Below are 21241 nucleotides of genomic sequence, written 5' to 3'. Positions count from 1 at the left end.
GACTCTGCTCCGCAGGCGGCTCAAGGCGCTGCAGTACCGGCACTGCATCCTCGACGGATTCTTCGCCGAGACGGGCCTCGCTTTCGACAGACCGGACGGACCCTAATACGCCGAAGTCAGTAATCGACAAGGTTAGTGCGTGTTTCTGATCCCTGGTGCTTCGTGCGGCGCGATGCATTCAGAACCGGACCGTGCTTGAGCAGGCGTGACCGCCGAGCCGCAATAGGGGCAGGCAATGGGCATGGACCCTGATTTGCGGAGGCCGTCCGCGTCCATGTATATGGCCGTTTCCTGGCTTCCTTCATGCCGGTTTGAGTGGCAGACCTGAACGCTCGTGCAGGGATTCGAGTGCGGTGTGGTCCGCGGCCGCGACGCGCAAGGTGTCGGCGTTGTAGGGCTGAGCCTCCGCGAAACGCCCACCGAGATCTTCGCCGAGCAGGACGAACCGACGCGCCGACTCCTTCATCAGCCTGCCCACGGTCTGACGTACGTGGACGGATTTCCCAGGCCGCCGCCGAGCCAGCCTTGCGACTCGTCAACGACTCGGGCGACTCCGAGGCGGACCTTGAGCAGTACATGTTTCCGGAGGTTGGCGCGCCTGTCCCCGCCCGCGAGCACGAGACCAATTCCACATCCGACTCCAGCCCCAATCGGCGGCTGGAGTCGGCGCAGAGGAATCCCGCCGGTCCCGGTGCGGTTCGGCGCGGCATCGACACCTCGCGGCCGTGCATCACTCCCGTACGGGCGACCGGCTGGGTACGCCTGTCTGGGTGTCAGCTCCAGGCGTTGAAGCTGATGTCGGATGGCTTGGCCTTGTTCAGGGTGTTGCGGAAGCGGTCGCCTTTGTCCTGGAGCGGGAAGTTGGCCTTGCCCCAGTCCGAGTTCTCCAGCGCGTTCCAGGCCGCTCGCTTCGTGCTCCAGAGGCTGTCGTAGGGAACGAGGGCCGGCCGGTCCCAGTTGTCGGGGCCCCATGCCTCCGCCTGCTCCTGGTACTTGGCGAAGCGGAAGGCGTGCGTGCTGCCGCCGTCCTTGTGATAGACGACCTTGAAGCGCTTGCCCACCCGCTCCACGTCGTTGAAGCGCTTGGTGGTGTAGTCCCCGTGGGCGGAGACGGACACGTAACTGGGCCACTGGTCGTTGCCGTGGTACCAGACCACGGCGGCTTCCCAGTCGTGCCGGTGCCCGAAGGCATCGGCGCCAGCAACAACCTGGTCCTTCTCGAAGTACAGGGTGTAGACGATGCCGCACCAGCCGGTGCCCTTGTCGCACTTGGCCCGCGAGTAGGTGTTGGCGTTGCCGAGGTGGCCGGTCTTGCATCCACCTGTGATCGATCCGGAGTTCTTGAGACCGCCGTTGAGGTTGCCGTTCGCGTCGACGGCGGGCGCCGGGTAGCAGCCGTCCGAGTCGTAGTCGAAGAGCGGCTGGAACATCTCCTGCTTCGGAGCGCCGTCACCCATGTATGGCAGAGGCTTGATCCCTTCGGCGTGCGCGGCACCGGCCAGTCCGAGCGTCAGAGCGGTGACACTGCCCGTGATGAGCGCGGTCCTGAGGAGACGGGATGGTTTTCTGGTCGTGGCTATCTGTGACATGCGTTTTCTCTCCAGTTGCTCGGTCTGTCGGGAGGTCGGCGTTTTCTGCGCAAAGGACGGCCTCGACTTCCCGTGGTTTTCGGCAGGGGTGGAGCGGCCGGTTTGCCCCCCCGGCCGTCGCTTGTGAGGTCAGCCGCACTCGCGGAAGTGGTGCTCGGTGGTACGGACTCCGACGGCGAGGTACCTGCACTGCAGGTCGTTCTCCCGGAGGTCGTCGTCGGCGGAGGACGGCCTGTACGAGACGCCCGCGTTGAGGACGCGCCGGTGCAGGCCGCGTCAGTGAAGGCACGCGCGGGTAAGGGCTCGTCGCCCAGGGGGTAGAAGCCCGTTTTGGTGGTCTTCGAAGCGGTGTTGAGCTTCGAGCATCTCGTGACGCCGTCCCACCGGAGCTGCACTACCGGTGGTCGAAGGCACGTCGGCGTTGATGATTTGTACCTGAGGTTTCCTTGCCTGTTGACGAGGTTTCCTGTCCAGCGTGCCCTCCGGACTGGCGTGAAAGTAGAGGCATTTGACCCCAACACGGCAGAGGAGCTCTCGTCAACCGTGGGTTGGCGGGTGAGGCCGACCGGTGGCTGCTTGTCTCAACTACGCTGGAATGTCGCACGGTCGATGCCATGAGGGTTCCCCTCGTGCGGGCGAATTCTGTGTACCAACTGGAAGAATCGCCACATGCGACGGACCCAGAATTCAGAGGCGACGAGGGACCATCCGTGAACGTTGACGGAAACCGGCAATGCCAAGTGCTCTTTTGGGATCCCCGAGATTGAGTAGCTTTGGGTCTTAGTACTCCGGCAGCACTTTGACGTTTTCCCTGTTCAGGGGCAGTTTGGGTGAGTGTAGTGGGCTGATTGGCGGCCCGTGTCCTCATTCCCGGGCCGCCCCTCGATCGTGTGCAGCCGCCGCTGATAGTGGCAGCGGTCCGGGCAGCCTCCCGGTGTGATCGACGAGCGTGCAGTTGAGATCTGGGACGACGAACTCGAGGAACTGTTCCTGCGTACCGGCCACCGCTTCAGGCGGGTCGAGCCGCGCCGCAGGATGCGTGACTACATCCGTGGACTGCTGGGCCCGGTCGGCCGCAAGAACGGCTGGCAGCTGGCCGAATACGCCGGACACCGCACACCCGACTGCCTCCAGCGGCTCCTCAACGGCGCCCGCTGGAACGCCGACGAGCTCCGCGACGACCTCCAGCACTACGTAGCCGAACGGCTCGGCGAGCCCGACGGCATCCTCATACTCGACGACACCGGCTTCCTCAAGAAGGGCACCACCTCGGCCGGAGTGCAGCGCCAGTACTCACCGCCGGCCGCACCGAGAACTGCCAGATCGGCGTGTTCGCCGCCTACGCCACCACACGTGGGCGCGCTCTGGTGGACAGGGAGTTGTATTTGCCCGAGTCCTGGACCGGCGACCGCGACCGCTGCAGCGCCGCCCACATCCCTGACGAGCGGGCCTTCGTCACCAAGCCCGACCTGGCCAAGGCCATGGTGCTGCGGGCGGTCGCCTCGCCGCTGCCGATCACCTGGGTGACCGCGGACGCGGCCTACGGTCAGGAGTGGCGGCTGCGCCGCATGCTGGAGGAGACCGGCCTGGGATATGTCCTCGCGGTCCCCAAGTCCCAGCAGGTGCCGCACTTCGGACGCATCGATCACCTCTTCTCCCAGGCCCCCGACCAAGCGTGGGAGCGACGCTCGTGCGGTGACGGGGCGAAGGGCCCGCGCGTTTACCACTGGGCCGCCCTGCAGATCACATCCATCGAGGACTTCGACGGCGGGATGCCCACCCACCAGCGGTGGGCCCTGGCACGCCGCAGCATCAGCAAGCCCGCGGAGATCGCCCCTACTACCTCGGCTACGCGCCGCTCGGCACCACGGTCGAGCACCTGGTCCGCGTCGCCGGGATGCGCTGGGCCATCGAGGAGGCGTTCCAGGCCGTGAAGAAGGAGTGCGGCCTCGACCAGTACGAAGTCCGCCGTTACACGGGCTGGATGCGGCACATCACGCTGGCCATGCTGGCGCACGCGTTCCTGGCCGTCATGGACGCCGACGCTGCAGCAAAGGGGGCAGCAGAAACGGTTCCTGCCTCGCGCCCCTCACCGTGGCAGCAGTTCGGCGGCTCCTGGCAACTGTCCACTCACCCACCGGCGTTCACCAACACCTCATCAGCGCACGCGCGTTGAGATGGTCGCACGGGCGCAGACGGCGCCAAGCCGTCGCCCGCGGCTGCCACTATCAGCGGCGGCTGCACACGATCGAGGGGCGGCCCGGGAATGAGGACACGGGCCGACAATCAGCACAGTACACTCACCCAAACTGCCCCTGAACAGGGAAAACGTCAAAGTGCTGCTGGAGTACCAGCCCCGATCTCTCACGAGGGTCCGCTGACGGAGTCGGTGGAACTTTTTATCGTCGGCATGGTGGGCAGGGCTGCTGCCCGAACCGGTCGCACAGACGCAGTCCTGACCGGGGACGCGCCCCGCCCGGTTGCCGTCCAGCGGGGCGACGTGCTGTGGATAGGGGATGAGTGTCGTGAGGAGTGCCCTTAGCTCATGGGCTGATTCAGCTCGCCATCGATGAAGGAGGCTCTCGGCCGAGCAGCGGGTACGGATGGCTCCAGGCGACCGATCCAGTACAGGATCGCCTCAGACTGCCCCCGTACTTCGAGCTTGTGGTAGATACGGCTCAGGTAGTTCCGCACCGACTTCTCGGTAAGCACCATGTGCTGCGCGACCTCGCGGACTTTCATGCCGGAGGCGAGCAGATCCATGACCTGGCCTTCCCGCTGTGAAAGTGTCGAACGCCGGTCCGGGCGGATCTCCGTGACCGGTCGCGGCTGCTTCCTGTCGGATGTCCCTCTCACCGGGCCGGTGACCGACCTCACCCATGCGGCGGCGACGACGGGGTCCAGGAATCCGGTTCCGCGAAAGGTGCACCACAGTGCCTCGTTGAGCAGGAAGGCGTACCGGTTCTCCAGCAGATAGCCCGTGGCCCCATGCTCGAGCGCCAGCGACACATCGTCCCAGTCCAACGAGTGCGCCAGCACCGCGGTTGGTGGTAGCACACCCCCGAGTTCGCCGCAGAAACGCTTCAATTCGCGTGCCATTCCCTGTCCGTAGAACAGTAGGACATCGTCTTCCACTCGGACATCGGATGGTTCGGTGACCAGCCGGACGCAGTCCGCCGACAGATCGTTCGGAACGAGGCCGCTGTCGGTGACGAGCGCAAGTGACAAAGGAAGTCTGTAAGAAGATGACCCAGAGACCTCGCGGGGCGGCATTGCGACTCCAGTTGTGGGGGCACGACGGAGTCTTGGGGGCGACTCACTCCGCCTACAGCCAGAAAGGTTACGACCCCATGCCCTTGCGACCTCGGGTCCAGAGAACTAAAAACCACCTCCTCGACTCCTACCGGAGTACTATCCGCATGACCATCGCCTGCATCACTTCGAAGCAGATGCGCAACCACCGGGAATGTCGCCAGGGAGAAACGTCCGGGGTACGCCGACGCCCGTGAACCTCGCGGGGGTCACGGGCGGGCGCTTTCTGCTGTAGGTGGCTATTGCGGCGTCACGGCCAGCTTCGTCAGCCCCTCGGGCTGGGGCCCGTCGCCATACGCGATGATGCCGACATACCGCTCGCCTCGCGCGGCGTCCGGCCACTGCACCGTCAGCCGGCTCTGGGCGTCCGGCGTGACGGACTGGGTGGTGGGGGTGACGGTGGGCCGGACGGTCGGGGCCGTCTGGCCGACCTTCCACAGACGCAGCGTGTACTGCTGACTGTCGGTGCCCGTCGGCGTGGCGTACTGCACCACGTAGACGTCGTAGTCGCCGGGCGGCAGGTCGATGTAATCCTGCGAGCCGATCTGCGGCTCGGGAGACACTTCAACTCCGTTCTTGTCGAAGGCGAAGACGTCCACGATGCTTCCGGGCGCATGGTCCGCCGGGTCGACCGCGACTCGGGTGAAGGGGGCGCCTTCGGGGACGTGGACGGGGATCTTCGCGTCGGCGGAACTGGCTCCCGGGGCCGAGAAGAAGTCCTGGTCCTCACCGGTGACGGTGCCGGTGATCTTCTCGGCCTTGTACAGCTCCGCCCGCGCGGTCAGCTCTCCCTTCCAGCTAGCCCGTACAGTCAGTGGAAGGGACTGTTGCCCCTTGAGGGCGATCTCGCCCGGTGCGGCGACGCGGGCGGCGCGCAGTGCGATCGGGCTGGTGACCCGGTGTTGGCTGTGGGCGTCGCTCCAGGCGAGGGAGCCGCTGGAGAAGACGCCGTAGGGCGCGTTGGTGCGAGTGAAGGTGACCCGGTACGTCGCTGAGGCTCCCGGGCGCAGGGTAAAGCTCTGCGGGGTGACCCTGGCCTGGTAGCCAGGTGGTGTCCGGAGCGTCGCCCGGTAGGTAGCGGTGTCCTTGCCGACGTTGGTGACCGTGCGGGTGACCGTCTGCCGGGCGGCCAGGTCACCGACGGCGATGGACGGGTAGTTCAGATCGCTGGGGTCGAGGGGACGGGCCTTCGCGCAGGCGTCGACGCCGTCCACGGTGGTCGGCCGCTGTATCCCGCAGAGGTACGCCGTCCAGTCGGCGGACGTGGAGTCGTAGACCAGACCCGGGTCGGCGGCGAGGGTGGCTCGGGGAGAGCCGCCTCCGTAGTCGAGCGGGGTGGCGGAAGCGGTGGCCTGCCGGCCGATGGGCTTGCCCTCGTTGTCGGTGGTTGTCGCCGTGGTCATCAGCGCCGACTTGACCTCCATGGGCGACCAGTGGGGGTGCAGCTGTTTCAGCAGAGCGGCGAGGCCGGATATGTGCGGGGTCGCCATCGATGTCCCGTCGAAGAATCCGAAGCGGTCAGGGGAGTCGTCGTCAGGTACGACGCCCGCCAGGATGCGTTGGCCCGGGGCGGCGATGTCGGGCTTGAGCAGGTCGCCTCCGCTGTAGAGCTCGGGGCCCCCGGAGGAGAACGAGGTGACCTGCGGAGCGCGTACCTGGACGGTGCCCGAGACGAACCTCCCCGTGGCACCTGCCCTGGCCGCGTACTCCCTGACCGCCTTCCCCTCCTCCTGGCTCAGTTGGACCGAGGGCACGACGTAGTCGTTCGGGAAGATGTCCTGGGCACTGGTGGGTGTGTTCGCCACGGCCATGCCCACACCTCCCGCATCCGCGATCTCCCGGCCCTTGTCCCAAATGGCCACCCCGCCCCGGTCGCAGATGACGATCCGCCCCTTCACCTCGGCGGGGTCGAGCGTGCCCGGCGCGCACAGCGTGGCCTGCGCCGCGTCCGCGTCCGGCTTGCGCACGTCGTCAGCGGCGACCAACGGGGCTGTGGGGACCGGGGCCTGCAGCCTGACGTTGGTGAAACGGCGGCCGTCGCCCAGGATCAGCGTGGAGTCGTAGCCGGAGTCGTGCGTCTCGGCCGCGACGGTGGTGATCCATGGCGCGGTGTTCCCCACCGTCTCGGGTCCCCCGTTGCCGGCGGCCGCGGAGACGAACACGCCCGCCTTGGCGGCGTTGAACATGGCCTCCATGGATTCGGAGGTGGTGAGCCGTCCGCCGATGGAGTAGCTGATGACGTCCACGCCGTCCGCCACGGCCGTGTCGACCGCCGCGGTGAGGTCCGTGTCCCAGCAGCCGTCGTGCCAGCACGCCTTGTACGCGGCCACCCGGGCGGCCGGGGCGATACCGCTGACCTTGCCACGCATCCCCAGCTCCGGGAGCTCCACGGGGGTGGCGTAGTTGCCGGCGGCCGTAGTGGCGGTGTGGGTGCCGTGGCTGTCCAGGTCCCGGGGGGACGGAATGTCGTCGGAGGTGGGGTCAGGGACGCCCTCGCGGAACCACCGGGCGCCGATGAGCTTGTTGTTGCAGGTCACCTTGTGGGCGGGATCGTCGCCCGCGTCGCAGGTGCCGTGCCACTTCTCGGCGATGGCGTCAGCGTCGGGGCGGGGTTCGGAGAGGGAGGCGAGCATCGGGTTCGTCGGGTCGATGCCGCTGTCCACGACGCCGATGATGCTGCCCTCGCCGGCGTGTTCGGGGCCGCCGAGCTTGGACCAGAGTCCGTTCTCACCGCCCAGACCCAAAAAGCGTGGGATGTCGGGAGGGGAGACCGAGCCGTCGGCCGTGTTTGTGCTCTCCTTCGGACCAGCCGTGCGGCCTTCGGCGTCGGGTGCGGATCGCCGATGTCGGGGATGGTCGGCGCGGGCTGTCGCCGGGGTATGGGCGTCCCACGTCGCCGCCGCTGACGTGGACAGGTCGGGTGCCTGGGGCAGTGGGACGGCCTTGTCGGGGGTCAGTGCGACCACCCCGGGAGTGGCGGACAGCTGCGCCGCCTGGCGGGCGGTCAGTTTCGCGGCGAAGCCGTTGAAGGCGTAGCTGTACTCGTAGAGCTTCCTGACGCCGGGGACGTCGTCGAGCACGTTGTCGCGGCGGTTGTCCAGGTGCCGCACATAGGCCTTCACTGCGTTCGTGCTCGTCCTGAGGCGGTTCCCGGGAGACGGGGCGGTGCGGGCCAGACCCTTCAGACCGCCCTGGTAGGTGGAGACGGGCGGCTCTGCGAGCTTGACGACGTACATGCGGGCCTCGGCGTCGCCGGGCGTGCCGTTGTGGTCGGCGTGGGCGGGCGCCACCGTACAGACGATTGCCAGGGATACGGCCAAAGGTGCCGTCAGGCGTTGAACAGTCGACCTGCCGTGCCTGTCGCTGCGTTTCAACTCGGTTCCGTTTTCGTTGACTTGGGATTCGGACCGCTGCCCAGCAGGCACGCTCGGGACCTGAGCGGCGACCACTGTCCAGTGTTGGTCCAGGGGGCGTGTCAACCATGTCTTTCGCAAACGGATCCGCACTAGGGGCATTTGCCCCCAACATCAACTCCTCTTCCCCGTAAGGAGCGTTGAGCACGGTCCCCTCACATCCAGGTGCATCTCGTGTCCGGCCCTGGGCAAGGCCACCGAGCCGGCTGAACGGGTCCGCTGACGGACGACATCGGCCCAGCCCGAACCGGCGTCGAGGCGTTTCCGCTTGAACACCCCTCATGGCCTCCAGCTCGTGCCCGGGGAGATGCCGGAGCGGCAGCGCCAGTTCGACGCAGTAGTTCTCCGTCCCGCAGACGGCTGCGAACGCCGGTGCGGTGGCCGCGTGCACCGCGCCCTACGCTCGTCCGCCGCCTGTCAGCGAGGTGGCGCGCCGTTGTCGCAGCCGTCGGGAACGAGTCCCGGCCGGTAATCCTTGAAGGCGTCTCGGGCCGCACGCTTCGCGCCCCGATCTGGCGCGACCAGGCCGACGCCCGGCTCGGCGCCAGGACTGTCACGGGACACGAGGCGATCTTCGAGGTGTCAGCCGGCCGCGACGCCTCACACAGCCAGGCGGCCGCACTGCTGTACGGCTGCAGCATCGAACGGTGGTTGCGGGAACACATCGAGGCCGGCGGCTTTCCCTGCTTTACCCCCGCGAACTCCGGCTGAGAGCGGACAGGCCGTGCCTGGAGCTCGGGACGGTCGGAGGCGCATGACGGCGGTTCTCATACCAGGTGTCGGACCACTGCCTCGGCGACGGCCCTGGCGCTGCTGGGGTTCTGGCCGGTGATGAGGAGGCCGTCCTCGACCACGTATACGTCGAAGGGCTTGTCCGCGGTGGTGTAGGAAGCGCCGAGTTCCTTGAGCCGGTCCTCCAGGCTGTAGGGGACGGCGTCCGCCCGCTGGGCGAGTTCCTCCTCCCGCCAGGAGAACCCGGTGACGTTTCTGCCCTTCAGCAGGGGCTCGCCGCTCCTCAGTGTCACGTCGAGCAGACCGCACGGCCCGTGGCAGACGGCCGAGACGATCCGGCCGGTCTCGTAGAAGCGTGCGATGAGCGTCTCCAGGGCCTGGCTCTGGTGGAAGTCGAACATCACGCCGTGACCGCCGGTGAGGTAGATGGCGTCGTAGTCGTCGCTGGCGACCTGGGTCACGGCCAGGGTGTCCTTGAGCCGGTCCATGAACCGGCGGTCGGTGTACCGCCTGGCGGTGCCGAGGTCGCCGAGAACGGTGTGAGCGAGGCTCTCCGGGTCCAGGGGCACGGGCCCGCCCTGGATGCTGGCGATGGTGACGTCGAAACCGGCCTGTTCGGCGACGTCGTAGAAATGAGTGAGTTCACCCAGCCAGAGACCGGTGCGGTATCCGACCTTCTCGTACTCGCCGATGCTGGTGACGATCACGAGGATGCGGTTCGTGCGGGGCATGGATTTCCCTTTCGGGGACGGAATGCATGGATGGTCCGTGCCGTCAGGCGGAAGGCGCACCGGTCAGGACTTCCACACGGCCGGTGTCGAGAGAGTAGTAGGCGCTGACGACAGCCAGATCGCCCTTCTTCACGAGCGGCGCGAGGTCGGCGTTGGTCCGCAGGTCCGCGGAGGTCTGCTTGGTGTGGATGCGGATCATGGCGTCGACCGGGTCAGCGTGCTTGGCCTTCGCCGTCTCCTCGTACGCGGGCCGCAACGCCTCGACGATGGCCTGCAGGTTGCCGGGCAGCGGCTTGTTCTCTTTGAGCGCCTTGTATGCGGCCTTGATGGCGCCACAACGCTGGTGCCCCAGTACGACGATCAGCGGCGTCCCCGACGTCATGGGGCCGTACTCGACGGAGCCGATGACCACCGGTTCCACCACCTGGCCGCCGGTGCGCATCACGAACAGGTCGCCGAGCCCCGTATCGAACAGCAACTCCGGAGGCACGCGGGAGTCGATGCAGGAAAGGATCACACCGTAGGGATCCTGCTCCTCGGCGACAAACTGGCGCTGGCTGGGGTCCCGGTCGGGGTGCAGCAGTTTCCCGTCCACCCAGCGCCTGTTGCCATCCATCAGGCGGGCGAAGGATGTCCACGGCGAGTCAGGCCGATCGGCCGAAGACGAACCCTGGGTGGTCGGGGACGGCGAAGAGTTCTTCGCCGCATCCGCGTTTTCCGTCTTTGTGCTGTCCGTCTTCGACGAGCAACTGGAAAGCGCGGCCACGGTGGCCACCAGTCCTCCGGCAAGTATGGATCTGCGCATCGGCTGTCCAACCCTGCTCATTAGCTTTTCCTTCCGTTCTGCGCCTTTCTGGCACTGGCGTGTATCGAGGCGCGAGAGTGAGATCCTGTTCAGGACCCGGCCCCAATGTAGGAGTGATTTCCCGGCCGCCCCCGGTACCCCGGAAGTGAATTGGGATGAAGCGGTTGCTACCGGAGTAGCAGCGGTCCCCATCCGGAAGACCCCGGCACGGGAGGCCACTCGCTGGATTTCGGCACAAAGGTGCGCAGGTTCTCCTTGGCGATCCAAGCCGTCACAGGCGTCTGCCCGCTGGGCCTACCGTCGCGAAGCTGATGGTTCCGAACGCGGTCTCGTCGCCCGGGTGGTGAAACACCGAAGCGGGCTGCGCAGGCCGGGAAACGGCACCATGCAGCGGACTTCGTCAAGCGCGGCAGTCTCTTCCGCGCCGCGATGTCCCAGTCGGGTGCGGGTCATGTATCCCCAGCGCCGCAGGGACGGTCTTGCCATCTCAACCCTCATGACCGAGCGCGCGCGGGCCCCCCGCCCCGCCACCGCACTCCGCGACCTCACCGGTGACGAACTGCTCGCCCTCCAGGTGGTGCTCGCCGCCTTCGTCGACGGGGAGTTGGTTCCGGTCCCCGTTCCGACACCTTCGCCGACGCCACGGCCGCGGGGGGTCCGGTCACTGCTGCTCGGGTTCACACAGAAGGAGTTCAACTCCCTGGCTCCGGCCTCGGCGCCGACCGAAGCCGTGCATGCAACGCTGGCGGACAACGGCCTCGTCACCGAAGCTGTTGCCGCGTACGCCGTGCTGAGCGCACAGACACCCACGCCCGCCACGAACTGCCCGCCTGGATTAACCACTTCGCCTGGGGCAGCGCCGCGCACTGCATCGACATTCGACATTCCCTTCGCCGTTGACCTCTGCGACGCCGAGCGCGGCACGGCCGCGACGGGCCCGCACCCGCCGCAGTCTCCGTGTCGGTGCCGTTCCGCAGTGCGCCCAGGATCGTGGCCTTGTCAGGAACGTGTGCGCGCGGTCCGCCGTCCGCGGCGGGAGGGTTCGGCGGTGTCCTCGGCTCCGACCAGGGCCAGGGTGGTTTCCTGGCCGGAAACGGGAGTACCGGAGCCGCCATCCGCGTCCGTGTCGGCCCTGAGGTCACGGCGGGCCAGCCACCTGTCGATTCCCACGTTGAGCAACAGGCAGACAGCCCCCCAGCCGATAATCGTCGTCAGGTGGCCGCCCATACCCGCGCCGTCGAAGTAGACCGCGGCGCGGGCCACGTCGACCGCTGCGGGCAGGGGCAGGACGTCGTTCAGGTCGCGGAAGACTTCGGGGACCATGTACAAGGAGATGGCTCCGCCGGAGGCCGGGACCCCGATCATCAGGGCGATCACCAGCACGGGAATGATGCCGGCGATGCCGAGGGTGCGGGTGAACACCGCGGTGAACATCGAGATGCTGAAGATCGTCAGTGCTCCGAAGCCGACCAGCGCCCAGCCGTGACCGTTGATCGCGCCGATCAGGACGTCGAACAGCACCCACAGCCACACGGCCATGCCCACCGCCCAGCCCGCCAGCATCGGCAGGAGCTGGCGCAGCCGGTTGATCTCCGGCGCGCCGCCGCGCAGCGCCGCCATGATCACGAAACCGGACATGATCCACGACATGGCCGCGTACATGCTGTTGCTGCCGTTGGAGTCGGAGGCGTTCAGCGGCTTGATGTCGGTCACTTCCAGCGGCATCTTCTGGCTCTGGGCGATCTGCTGGAACATCCCCCGCAGTGCGTTGTGCTGGCCGGCTCCCGCCGCCGAGGAGGTGTAGAGCTTCGCTTTGCCGCCCTTGGAGGTGGGCAGCACGTACGCGCCGACGATTTCGCGCTCGCGGATCTGATCGGTCGCCTTGTCGAGGGAGGTGCTGGTGGTCAGGAAGACCAGGTCGCCCAGGCCCTGCTGAAGGCCCTTGGTCGCCTGCTCGGTCTGTGCCTGGGAAGCGCCGACGACCACGACGGGCATGTCGCGGATCTCCGGCTGGTGCAGGGAGGCGCTCATCATGCCGACGACGGCGGTGAGGATGGCCAGCGGGAAAGCGGCTACCGCGAAGTACCGGACCCGCTTGGAGCGCACCGGGCCACCGGCCATCGCCGGCCGCGGCGCGTCGGGGTTGTCGGACTCCGGAACGCTCGCGAGGGCGGCCCCCTTGCGGCGCTCCATCAGGAGGGCGAGCGCGAGAGCGGCGACCATCCAGATGGCGAGCGTCAGCAGATGCTTGCTCACCCCTCGGCCGTCGAAGTAGATGACCGACCGAAGTGCCTCACCCGCGGCCGGCAGGGGCAGCACGTTGTGCAGGAAGCCGAAGAAGTCGGGCATCGCGTGGATCGGCGTGGCGAGGTTCGAGGAGGGCACGCCGAAGACGACCCACAGCAGCATGCCGGGCAGCACCGCCAGCCCGCCCAGGGTTCTGGCGAACAGCAGCTGACCGATGCCCACGGCTCCCGTCGCCAGCAGGCCGATCCCGACGAACGCCAAGTAGTGGCCGTCGACCGCCCCCACAATCGGCCCCAGGATCAGCCATGTCACGGTGCTGGTCACCACCGCCCAGCCGGCCAGCAGTGGCAGGAACCTGCGCAGGACGAGCAGGTGGGGTGCCGCCGTGAGCATCCCGCTCAGGGGGACGTACCCGACCATGATCATGCCGATCGCGGCGAGCAGCACGGCGATGCCCGCGCTGTCCCCGGAGGGCAGCGGTGCGATGTCCTGGGTCTTTGTCGTCCAGTCGTGGCCCGCCGCCACCGGGGCCAGGATCTGCTTGACCATTCCGGCCTGCGAGGCGCCGGCTCCCTGGGCGGTGTAGACGGTCGCCTCCCTGGCGCCGTCCGCAGGAATCAGCAGTACACCGGCGACGTCACGGTCCTTGAGCAGGTCGAGCGCCTTGTCGCGGTCGGCGACCAACCGGGGGTCGGCGGCGCCGTCCTGAACCGACTTCAGCTCGTCGACGACGGACTCGGCCACGGCCCCTGAACCGACCACGGCGACGGGCATGTCCCGGGTCTTCGGTGCGTGCATGGTGCCCATGTAGGTCGCGTACATCATCGTGACCATGACGAAAGGAATGAGGAAGAGAAAGACGCGCTTGGCGATCTCTCGCTTCCGGTCCGCCTCGAGCGAAGCCGGCTCGCGACCGCTCACGTTGGCGACAGGGGTCGGTGTTTCCATGACGTGCTCCTGATGTGCGGACTCAGAGTGTGGAACGTGAGCTCTTGCCCGTTTTGTGGTTGAGGTGGGGGCATGACCGCTGGTTGTGGGTGGGTCCCGATCGGCAGGTCGAGGGCTGCGCAGAGGTTGCGGGCGCGTGTACGGGGGCTCGCGTCGGCCAGGGGGTGAGGAGCTGCTGTGAGGCGGCGGCAGGCATCCTCGGACAGGCACGGTCGGCCCGGGGGGCCGCAAAGCGTCGGCCGTGGTCGAGCGCCTCGGGCAGGGCGATCCCGGGCATGCGCAGCTCGTACTGCCAGAAGGCGTCGTCGGTCCGCGCTGCGCGGAGCGGACCCGGCCGGCGTCTTTGTGATCCTGGAGGCAGTTGGTGGAGATTCGTGCGGAGTCAGCCCGCGGCGATGTCGGCGAGCAGGGCCGTGACGCGCGCCTGCGCTCGCTCGGCGACGTCGCCGCCAGGGGCGACGTGAACGCGGTCGGCCTCGATGGCGGCGATCGCCGAGACCGCGACATCGCGGGGAGAGAGCTTCTCGCCGAAGTACGCGGGGGCGCTCTGCATCGAAAGGGGAGCGGCGGCCTGCAGGTCGATGGCGCCGAGCGCTGCGGAGTTCCGGCCGAGGGGCGTGTCGACGAGCCCTGGGCAGAGCACAGTCGCGCCCAGCGTGGGCGCCACGCGCTTCAACTCCTGATCGAGCGTCTCGGTCAGCCCCACGACCGCGTGCATGGTGGTGGTGTACGGCGTGAGGTCGGGGAGGGGCGCGAGACCTCCGGAGGATGCGGTGTTGAGGAAGTGGCCCGTGCCCTGCGCGATGAGCAGGGGAGCGAAGGCCTTTACGCCGTGGACGACTCCGAGCACTTTGACGCCGATCATCAACTCCCAGATGCGGGCCCCTTGTTCCCACATGGGAGCGGGAGGGCAGACGACGCCGGCGTTGTTGCATACCAGGTCCACTCGCCCGTACGTGGCGATGGTCCGGTCGGCCAGTGTGCGCACTGAGGCCTCGTCGCTTACGTCCGCCACCACGGCGGTGACCTCGGCCCCGGCGGCCATCAGCGATGCCTTCGCCTTGTCCAGGCCCTCCTCGCGGATGTCGGAGATAACCAGCCGCACTCCGCGGTCTGCGAGGGCTTCGGCGAGGCCGTAGCCGATGCCGCTTGCCCCTCCGGTGATGACGGCGACCTGATCGTTCGCGATGCGCATGCGTACTCCTGCTTTTGTCTGCGGCTACCAGAATTGAAGGACATGAGAACCTGATTGCGGCAGGCGGGTAACTGACGGGCGGTTGGAATTCGTGGATCAAAAGGGGCTGCAAATCGTCCCGTCGCGGTTGCAGTCCCATGGTGCGTCGGCTTGCGTAGTTTTGCCTGACGCTGAGGCTGTGGCGATGATTACGCAGGTGGCGGCTACCGCGGCGAGTCCTGTGGCGAGCCATTTGAAGAAGGACGATTTATTGCTTCGAATGGAATTCACGGAAATATCCTTTCTCTGGTTTCCACCCCATTCTAGGAGTGGTTTCCCAGGCGTCCCCTGTACTCCGGAAGTGAGTTGGGAGGCGGCGATTACTACTGAAGTACTACCGGACCTCATCCGGAGGATTCGGGCGTCTGGTGGGCGGGCGACAAGCCGCGCGAAAGGCCTGGCGATGCCGTGCGCCGTAGGTCAGGAGGGGGTCTTCGCCGACTCCGACGGCTTGGCCGGTGTGCGCGCCGGGACGGTGCCGTCCTGTTGGCCGGGCAGGAAGGCGGCGAGTGCGCAACACAGCGCGGCGGCGCCGGCGCCGATGGCCAGGACGGTCCTGAAGGCGTTCTCCGAGGGAAGGGAGTGGCCCGCGAAATCGGTGGTCAGCTGTGCCAGGACCACGCCGACGACGGCACTGGAGAAGGAGGTGCCGAGGGAGCGCATCAGGGTGTTGAGGCTGTTGGCGGCGGCGGTCTCGGACACCGGTACGGCGCCCATGATGAGCGCGGGCATGGCGCCGTACGCCAGCCCCATACCTGCGCCGACGACGCAGCCGACCATGACCAGCTGCCAGATCTCGGACATCAGCACGATGCCGGTCCCGTAGCCGACGGCTACGACCAGCGCGCCGATCATCAGGGTGACCTTGGGGCCGCGTGCCCTGGTGATGCGCGCGGAGAGCGGGGCCGTGGCCATCATCACCAGGCCCATCGGCGCCATGCCCAGACCGACTGTCAGCAAGTCCTGGCCCATGCCGTAGCCGGTCGGCTTGGGCAGTTGCAGCAACTGCGGCATGACCAGGGACAGCGCGAACATCGAGAAGCCGATGGCGACGGACGCGAGGTTGGTGAACAGGACCTGGCGGCGGGCGGTGGTGCGCAGGTCGACCAGCGGCGCGCTGACGCGCAGTTCGAAACGTCCCCACAGGAGCAACACGATCGCCGCGGCGGCGAACAGGCTCAGGGTGGTTGTGCTCCTCCAGCCCCAGTCGGCTCCCTTGGACACGGCCAGCAGCAGACAGATCAGCCCGGCTGAGAGCCCAGCCGCACCCACTAGGTCGAAGCGGCCGCCTGTGCGCACCTCGGATTCGGGGACGACTGTCACGACCAGTGCGACGGACAGGACGCCGAGGACCGCGGAGGTCCAGAAGAGCACGTGCCAGTCGAAGTGGTCGGCGATCAGGGCGGCCGCGGGCAGCCCCAGAGCGCCGCCGATGCCGAGGGATGCGCTCATCAGGGCGGTCGCGCCGGGCAGCCGCTCGGCGGGCAGTTCGTCGCGCATGATGCTGATGCCGAGTGAGACGGCGCCGGCGGACAGCCCTTGAAAGACCCTGCCGATGATCATCGGGGTCAGCGAGTTGCTGAGGCCGCAGACCGTCGAGCCGGCCACGAGGAGAGCGAGGCTGACCAGCAGCATGATCCGCTTGCCGTACATGTCCCCGAGCCGTCCCATGACGGGGGTGGCAACCGCGCCGGCGAGCAGTGTGGAGGTGACGGCCCAGGTCGTGTCCGCCGGGGAGGCGCTGAGGAGTTCGGGAAGCTCGGGAATCAGGGGGATGACAAGGGACTGCATGAGTGAGACGACGATCCCGCCGATGGCCAGGACCGCCACGACGACGTTCGCTCGCGGAGCGGAGGACGCCTCCCCGGCGCCCCGCCGGGATGCTGCTGCGGACATGAACGGCCTCTCAGGAGGGTGGGCGGGGCACAGAGTCTGCGAACTCGGAGGAGTGGTACGGCACATGGGGGAGGCGGCGCTCCCGGGCGAAGGGGGGGGGAGCGCCGCCCGATCCGGGCGGCAGCCCAGCTGCGGGGGAGGGGGAGTTTCGGGCTACTCCTTCACACGGATGGCAGCAGCCGGACAGATCGCCGCGGCCTCCCGCACGCCCTCGTGCAGATCGACGGTGGGGTTCTCGGTGAGCAGGATGGCGATCCCGTCCTCGTCACGCTGGTCGAACACCTCGGGTGCGGCCACGACGCACTGTCCCGCGGCGACGCACTTGGGCTCGTCGAATTCGATGTGCATGCTCTCTCTCTTCTGGTGTGAGGGTGACTGCTGTGGCGGGGGAGCTGGGGTCGAGACGGGCAGATCAATCGCGGTCCCAGGTGATGGGCAGGCGTTCCGGACCGCGGGTGAGCACTCCGGACTTCCAGACGACGTCCGCGTCGGACTCGTGGAAGCGCAAGCCCTGGAAGCGGGTTAGCAGGGTGCGCAGGGCGACCTGCAGTTCCACCCGGGCGAGCGGAGAACCGAGACAGTGGTGTGTGCCGTGACCGAACGCGAGGTGAGGGGCCTCATGGCGCTCCAGGTCGAGCCGGTGGGGGCAGGTGAACACGGACTCGTCCCGGTTGGCCGAGTGCAGCGCGACCATGACCGCCTCGCCGGCCCGTACCGTTACCCCGCCGACCTCGATGTCCTTGAGGGCGTAGCGCGCGAAGGCGGTGCCGATGGACAGCGGGACGAAGCGCAGGAGTTCCTCCACCGCCTGCGGGATCCGGTCAAGGTCGGCGCGCAGGATCGCGAGCTGTTCGGGGTGGGTGAGCAACAAGTACACGAAGTCGGTGATCTGCATGGCGGCGGTCTCGAAACCGCCGACCAGGATGCCGGAGAGCATGGTCTGCAGCTCTCCCTCGGAGAGCCGGTCGTCCTGGTCCCGAGCGGCGACGAGGTCGCCGATCAAGTCGTCACGGGGGTTCTCGCGGTGTTCAGCGATCAGGCCGGCCATGTAGGCAGTCAGGTTTTCCCGGTGCTCGGCCGCCTCTTCTGCCGTGTACTTGGTGGTGGAGATGAATGCCTCGGCCCAGACGTGAAAGTCCTCCTGGTCCTCGAAGGGCACTCCGAGCAGGGCGCTGATCACCGTGATCGGTAACGGCAGAGCGAAGTCGGTGACCAGATCGGCGGGCGCTCCCTTGGTGAGCATCCTGTCAACCAGATCGTCGGCGATCTGCTCGATCCGGGGCCGCCAGTCCTCCACCCGCTTGATGGTGAACGCCTTGGCCGCGAGTCGGCGGAGACGGGCGTGCTCCGGCGGATCCATGATCATGAGAGCGTCCGGCGGGGTGCGGAAGGACCGCATACGTGGCTCGTCGCGGCGGATGCTCTCGTTCCGGCTGAAGCGGGGGTCACTGAGGACCAACCGCGCGTCCTCGTAGCGAGTGGCCAGCCAGGCGGCCTCGCCGTAGGGGAGCTGGACCCGGCTCAGTGGCTGCTCCTTCCTGAGCGTGGAGTACAGAGGGCTGAGGTCGAGCTTTTCGGCCATGAACGGGTACGTGGCGGGCCGGGGGATCGGCATGGTCGACTCCTTGGTGGGGCAAGGGGGTCTATAACTGAGAGCATGCTATCGATTGAATGATCGTCCTATTCCACTCAACAGATAGTTCGGTATCGGTTGCTAGGGTGGAACGGTGACTGATGAATCTCCGCGTCGACTGCGCGCCGACGCCGCCCGCAACTCCGAGAAGATCCTTCGGGCGGCGCGTGCGATTTTCGCCGAGACCGGCCCCGACGCCTCGCTCGAGGAGATCGCCCGTCGCGCCGGTGTCGGCATCGCGACGTTGTACCGACGGTTCCCGAACAAGGAGCAACTCGTCCGGGCGGCGCTGGAACAGAAGATCACCGAGGAGATGTCGCCCGCGATCAGCCGAGCGCTCGATGACAGCGATCCCTTGCGGGGGCTCGCGACCCTGTGGGAGGCCTCGGTCTCCTTCGCGGCACGCGAGCGAGGCATGCTCGGCGCGGTGAGCCATGCCGGGTCCTTGGCTTCGGAGCTCTCCGCACCGTTCTACGAGGCACTGATCCTGGTGGCGCGAAGGGCACAGATCGCCGGACGTGTCCGTGCTGACCTCGTCCCCGACGACCTCCACCGGATCACGGTGATGCTGCTCAGCGTCCTGCACACGGTCCAGCCCGACAGTGACGGTTGGAAGCGCTACATCACCCTGATGCTCGACGGCCTCGCTCCTGTGCAGCCCACCGTGCTTCCGTCGCCGGAGCCGCTCAGTCAGACGCTGACGCGGAGTTCCCGGCCCGCCTGACAGAGAGCCGTGTCCACGGCTGCCTTCGCTCCCGCAAGCTCGCGCCACCGCAGACCGACCACATCTGGCCGTTGACCCACTCTCCATCGTCGGAGAGCAGCAGGGCCACCGTCGCGGCGATGCCGGCGGTTCTGCCCGAATCGGGTGCATCGGAAGTCGTGTCCCGGCTGCGGCGCGGAGGTGCCTTGGCGTGGCAGGGACTCGGTCATGACCCGTCCCGGCGCCACCGCGTCGCAGCGGAGCCCCTCCCGGTCCCAGCGCGAGGCGATGTGCCGGATCAGGGCGTTGACCCCGGTCCTCGAGGGGGAGTGCGTGGGCAGAACGGCCAGGCCGGACCACGCCCCTCCGGAGGAGCAGTTGACGATGCCGCCACCGCCCGCGGCGAGCAGATGCGGGATGGCTGCCCGGCAGACCACGGTGTATCCGAGGAAGTCCATCTCGAAGGCACGGCGCCTGATCTCCACATCCATGCCGAGCAGGTCGGTGTCCCGGTCGGGCACCGCGTCCGGAACATTGGCACCCACGTCGAAAGGGCCGTCCAGCCCGCCGAGTTCGGCCACTCATGTACTTCTCCTGGGTCTGTCCGCTGGAGGGGGCCGTGGGCCCGGCGGTCGGGGGTGGCGCGAACCGCCGGTCCCACGGTGCGCCGCCTGACCTGTCCCTGGTGTGGCGGCGCTGGGGCCTCCTCCGCTGCGGAGGCGGCCCGTCTGTGGGTTCCCTCGCCTACCAGGTGACCGGCAGCTCGTGGACGCCAAAGGCGGCCATGGTGCCTCGGAACGGGACCTCCTCCAGGGGTACGGCCAGGCGGAGCCGGGGCAGCCTGCGCAGGAGCCGGGGCAGCGACTCAGTCAGTTCGACACGGGCCAGGTTCTGGCCGAGGCACTGGTGGATGCCGTAGCCGAAGGCAATGTGGCCGCGGGCGCTCCGGGTGACGTCGAGGGACCCGGCGTCGTCCATGAACGACGGGTCGTGGTTGGCCGCAGGCAGATTGACGGCGAGGATGTCGCCGGCCTTGACCTCCTGGTCGCCGATGACGAGGTCCTCGTGGGCGGCGCGCCAGATCATGTCCTGGGCGATCGAGAGGTAACGCAGCAGTTCCTCGATGGCGTTCGCGACCACCTTGGGGTCGTCACTGTCCCGGACCACGGCCGCCTGTTCCGGATGCTCCAGCAGGGTCAGCGTGCCCAGGCCGATCATGTTGGCGGTGGTTTCGTGGCCGGCGATGAGCAGGACGAGGCCGTTCATGGCCACTTCCTCGGGCTTGAGCTCCCCCGTCTCGACGCGTTCTGCGATCAGCCGGCTGATCAGGTCGTCGCCGGGCTCGCGCTGCTTGCGCTGCACGAGCTCCATCAGGAAACCGAACAGCTCGGCACTCGCCTGGCTCTTCTCCTGCGGGGTGACGTCCGGCTGGTTGATCGTGATGCTGTGCTTCTGGAAGAACTCGTGGTCCTCATAGGGCACCCCGAGCAGCAGGGAGATGACCAGGGACGGCATCGGAAGTGCGAAGGCCTCGACGAGGTCGGCCGCGTCGCCCTTGGAGGTCATCTCATCGATGAACCGGTCGACCAGCGTCCGCACCTGGGGGCGCATCGCCTCCACCCGCTTGACCGTGAAGTCCTTGGTCATCATGAGGCGGATGCGGGCGTGCTCGGGGTCGTCCATGCGCGGGAACGCCGGGACCTGCATCTGTTCCGCGCCCGGGTGCATCCGGGGGTAGCGGATGGTGTCGGCGCTGATGCGCTGGTCGGACAGCACAAGTTTGACGTCCTCGTAGCGGGTGACCACCCAGGCGGTCTCGCCGTTCCACAGACGCACCTTCTGCAACCCGTCGCCCAGTCGCCACTGCTCGTACTCGGAAGGCAGGTGGAGCGGACAGCGCGAGGAGCGGGCGGCGGGGTAGGTCGGCAGATCGAGGTTGCCGGTCGGATCGGTGGCCGTGCTCATGGGTCCTCCAGTGGGGGTGGGGGTACGGGGAGT

14 protein-coding genes and 1 pseudogene are annotated in these 21241 nt (G+C 67.6%); 2 read left to right on the top strand and 13 right to left on the bottom strand.

From position 1 onward, the window contains the following. Positions 1-301: 301 nt before the first annotated feature. A complete protein-coding gene (locus tag ABKA17_RS46235; RefSeq protein WP_353698472.1) occupies positions 302-478 on the bottom strand; it encodes a hypothetical protein in 177 nt (58 codons plus the stop codon). 295 nt (positions 479-773) lie between these two features. Continuing rightward, entirely contained in the window at positions 774-1589 is an 816-nt protein-coding gene (locus ABKA17_RS46230) for an NPP1 family protein (protein WP_353698471.1), read from the bottom strand. Between the two features lie 936 nt (positions 1590-2525). Here ABKA17_RS46230 and ABKA17_RS46225 point away from each other — a divergent pair. Further along, a pseudogene (locus tag ABKA17_RS46225) lies at positions 2526-3765 on the top strand (IS701 family transposase). 362 nt (positions 3766-4127) lie between these two features. Here ABKA17_RS46225 and ABKA17_RS46220 read toward each other — a convergent pair. The 9 genes from ABKA17_RS46220 to ABKA17_RS46180 all read right to left on the bottom strand — a co-directional run bounded on the left by ABKA17_RS46220 (position 4128) and on the right by ABKA17_RS46180 (position 18522). Beyond that, positions 4128-4817 (bottom strand): helix-turn-helix transcriptional regulator, encoded by a 690-nt coding sequence (locus ABKA17_RS46220; RefSeq protein ID WP_353698470.1) that lies wholly within the window; start codon positions 4815-4817, stop codon positions 4128-4130. Positions 4818-5140: 323 nt separating this feature from the next. Next, a complete protein-coding gene (locus tag ABKA17_RS46215) occupies positions 5141-8191 on the bottom strand; it encodes a S8 family peptidase (RefSeq protein ID WP_353698469.1) in 3051 nt (1016 codons plus the stop codon). A gap of 890 nt (positions 8192-9081) precedes the next feature. Further along, positions 9082-9777: a type 1 glutamine amidotransferase domain-containing protein gene (locus tag ABKA17_RS46210; protein WP_353698468.1), complete on the bottom strand. Its 696-nt coding sequence runs from the start codon at positions 9775-9777 to the stop codon at positions 9082-9084. A 43-nt stretch (positions 9778-9820) separates the two neighbouring features. Next, positions 9821-10552 (bottom strand): carbonic anhydrase, encoded by a 732-nt coding sequence (locus ABKA17_RS46205; protein ID WP_353698467.1) that lies wholly within the window; start codon positions 10550-10552, stop codon positions 9821-9823. Positions 10553-11581: 1029 nt separating this feature from the next. Further along, positions 11582-13777 carry an ABC transporter permease gene (locus ABKA17_RS46200; RefSeq protein ID WP_353698466.1) on the bottom strand — a complete coding sequence of 732 codons (2196 nt, stop codon included), beginning with the start codon at positions 13775-13777 and terminating at the stop codon, positions 11582-11584. 382 nt (positions 13778-14159) lie between these two features. Beyond that, entirely contained in the window at positions 14160-14972 is an 813-nt protein-coding gene (locus tag ABKA17_RS46195; RefSeq protein ID WP_353698465.1) for an SDR family NAD(P)-dependent oxidoreductase, read from the bottom strand. Positions 14973-15431: 459 nt separating this feature from the next. Continuing rightward, positions 15432-16907: an MFS transporter gene (locus tag ABKA17_RS46190; protein WP_353698464.1), complete on the bottom strand. Its 1476-nt coding sequence runs from the start codon at positions 16905-16907 to the stop codon at positions 15432-15434. 153 nt (positions 16908-17060) lie between these two features. Continuing rightward, positions 17061-17255 carry a ferredoxin gene (locus ABKA17_RS46185; RefSeq protein ID WP_353698463.1) on the bottom strand — a complete coding sequence of 65 codons (195 nt, stop codon included), beginning with the start codon at positions 17253-17255 and terminating at the stop codon, positions 17061-17063. 64 nt (positions 17256-17319) lie between these two features. Beyond that, positions 17320-18522 carry a cytochrome P450 gene (locus tag ABKA17_RS46180; protein ID WP_353698462.1) on the bottom strand — a complete coding sequence of 401 codons (1203 nt, stop codon included), beginning with the start codon at positions 18520-18522 and terminating at the stop codon, positions 17320-17322. Between the two features lie 112 nt (positions 18523-18634). Here ABKA17_RS46180 and ABKA17_RS46175 point away from each other — a divergent pair, with 112 nt between their 5' ends. Continuing rightward, positions 18635-19264, top strand: coding sequence for a TetR/AcrR family transcriptional regulator (locus ABKA17_RS46175; RefSeq protein ID WP_353698461.1), 630 nt, complete (start codon positions 18635-18637; stop codon positions 19262-19264). On the opposite strand, the gene ABKA17_RS46170 is transcribed toward ABKA17_RS46175, so the two are convergent. Together ABKA17_RS46170 and ABKA17_RS46165 are read right to left on the bottom strand one after the other, a co-directional pair. Further along, positions 19231-19824, bottom strand: coding sequence for an SDR family oxidoreductase (locus tag ABKA17_RS46170; protein WP_353698460.1), 594 nt, complete (start codon positions 19822-19824; stop codon positions 19231-19233). The two genes, ABKA17_RS46175 and ABKA17_RS46170, sit on opposite strands and share 34 nt — an antisense overlap. A 163-nt stretch (positions 19825-19987) precedes the next feature. Then, a complete protein-coding gene (locus ABKA17_RS46165; protein ID WP_353698459.1) occupies positions 19988-21208 on the bottom strand; it encodes a cytochrome P450 in 1221 nt (406 codons plus the stop codon). Positions 21209-21241: the final 33 nt, after the last annotated feature.

Source organism: Streptomyces sp. RG80, assembly GCF_040446465.1.
Classification (GTDB): domain Bacteria; phylum Actinomycetota; class Actinomycetes; order Streptomycetales; family Streptomycetaceae; genus Streptomyces.
Note: the sequence above shows the minus strand (reverse complement) of the source record. Positions and strands in the feature narration are given on the sequence as shown.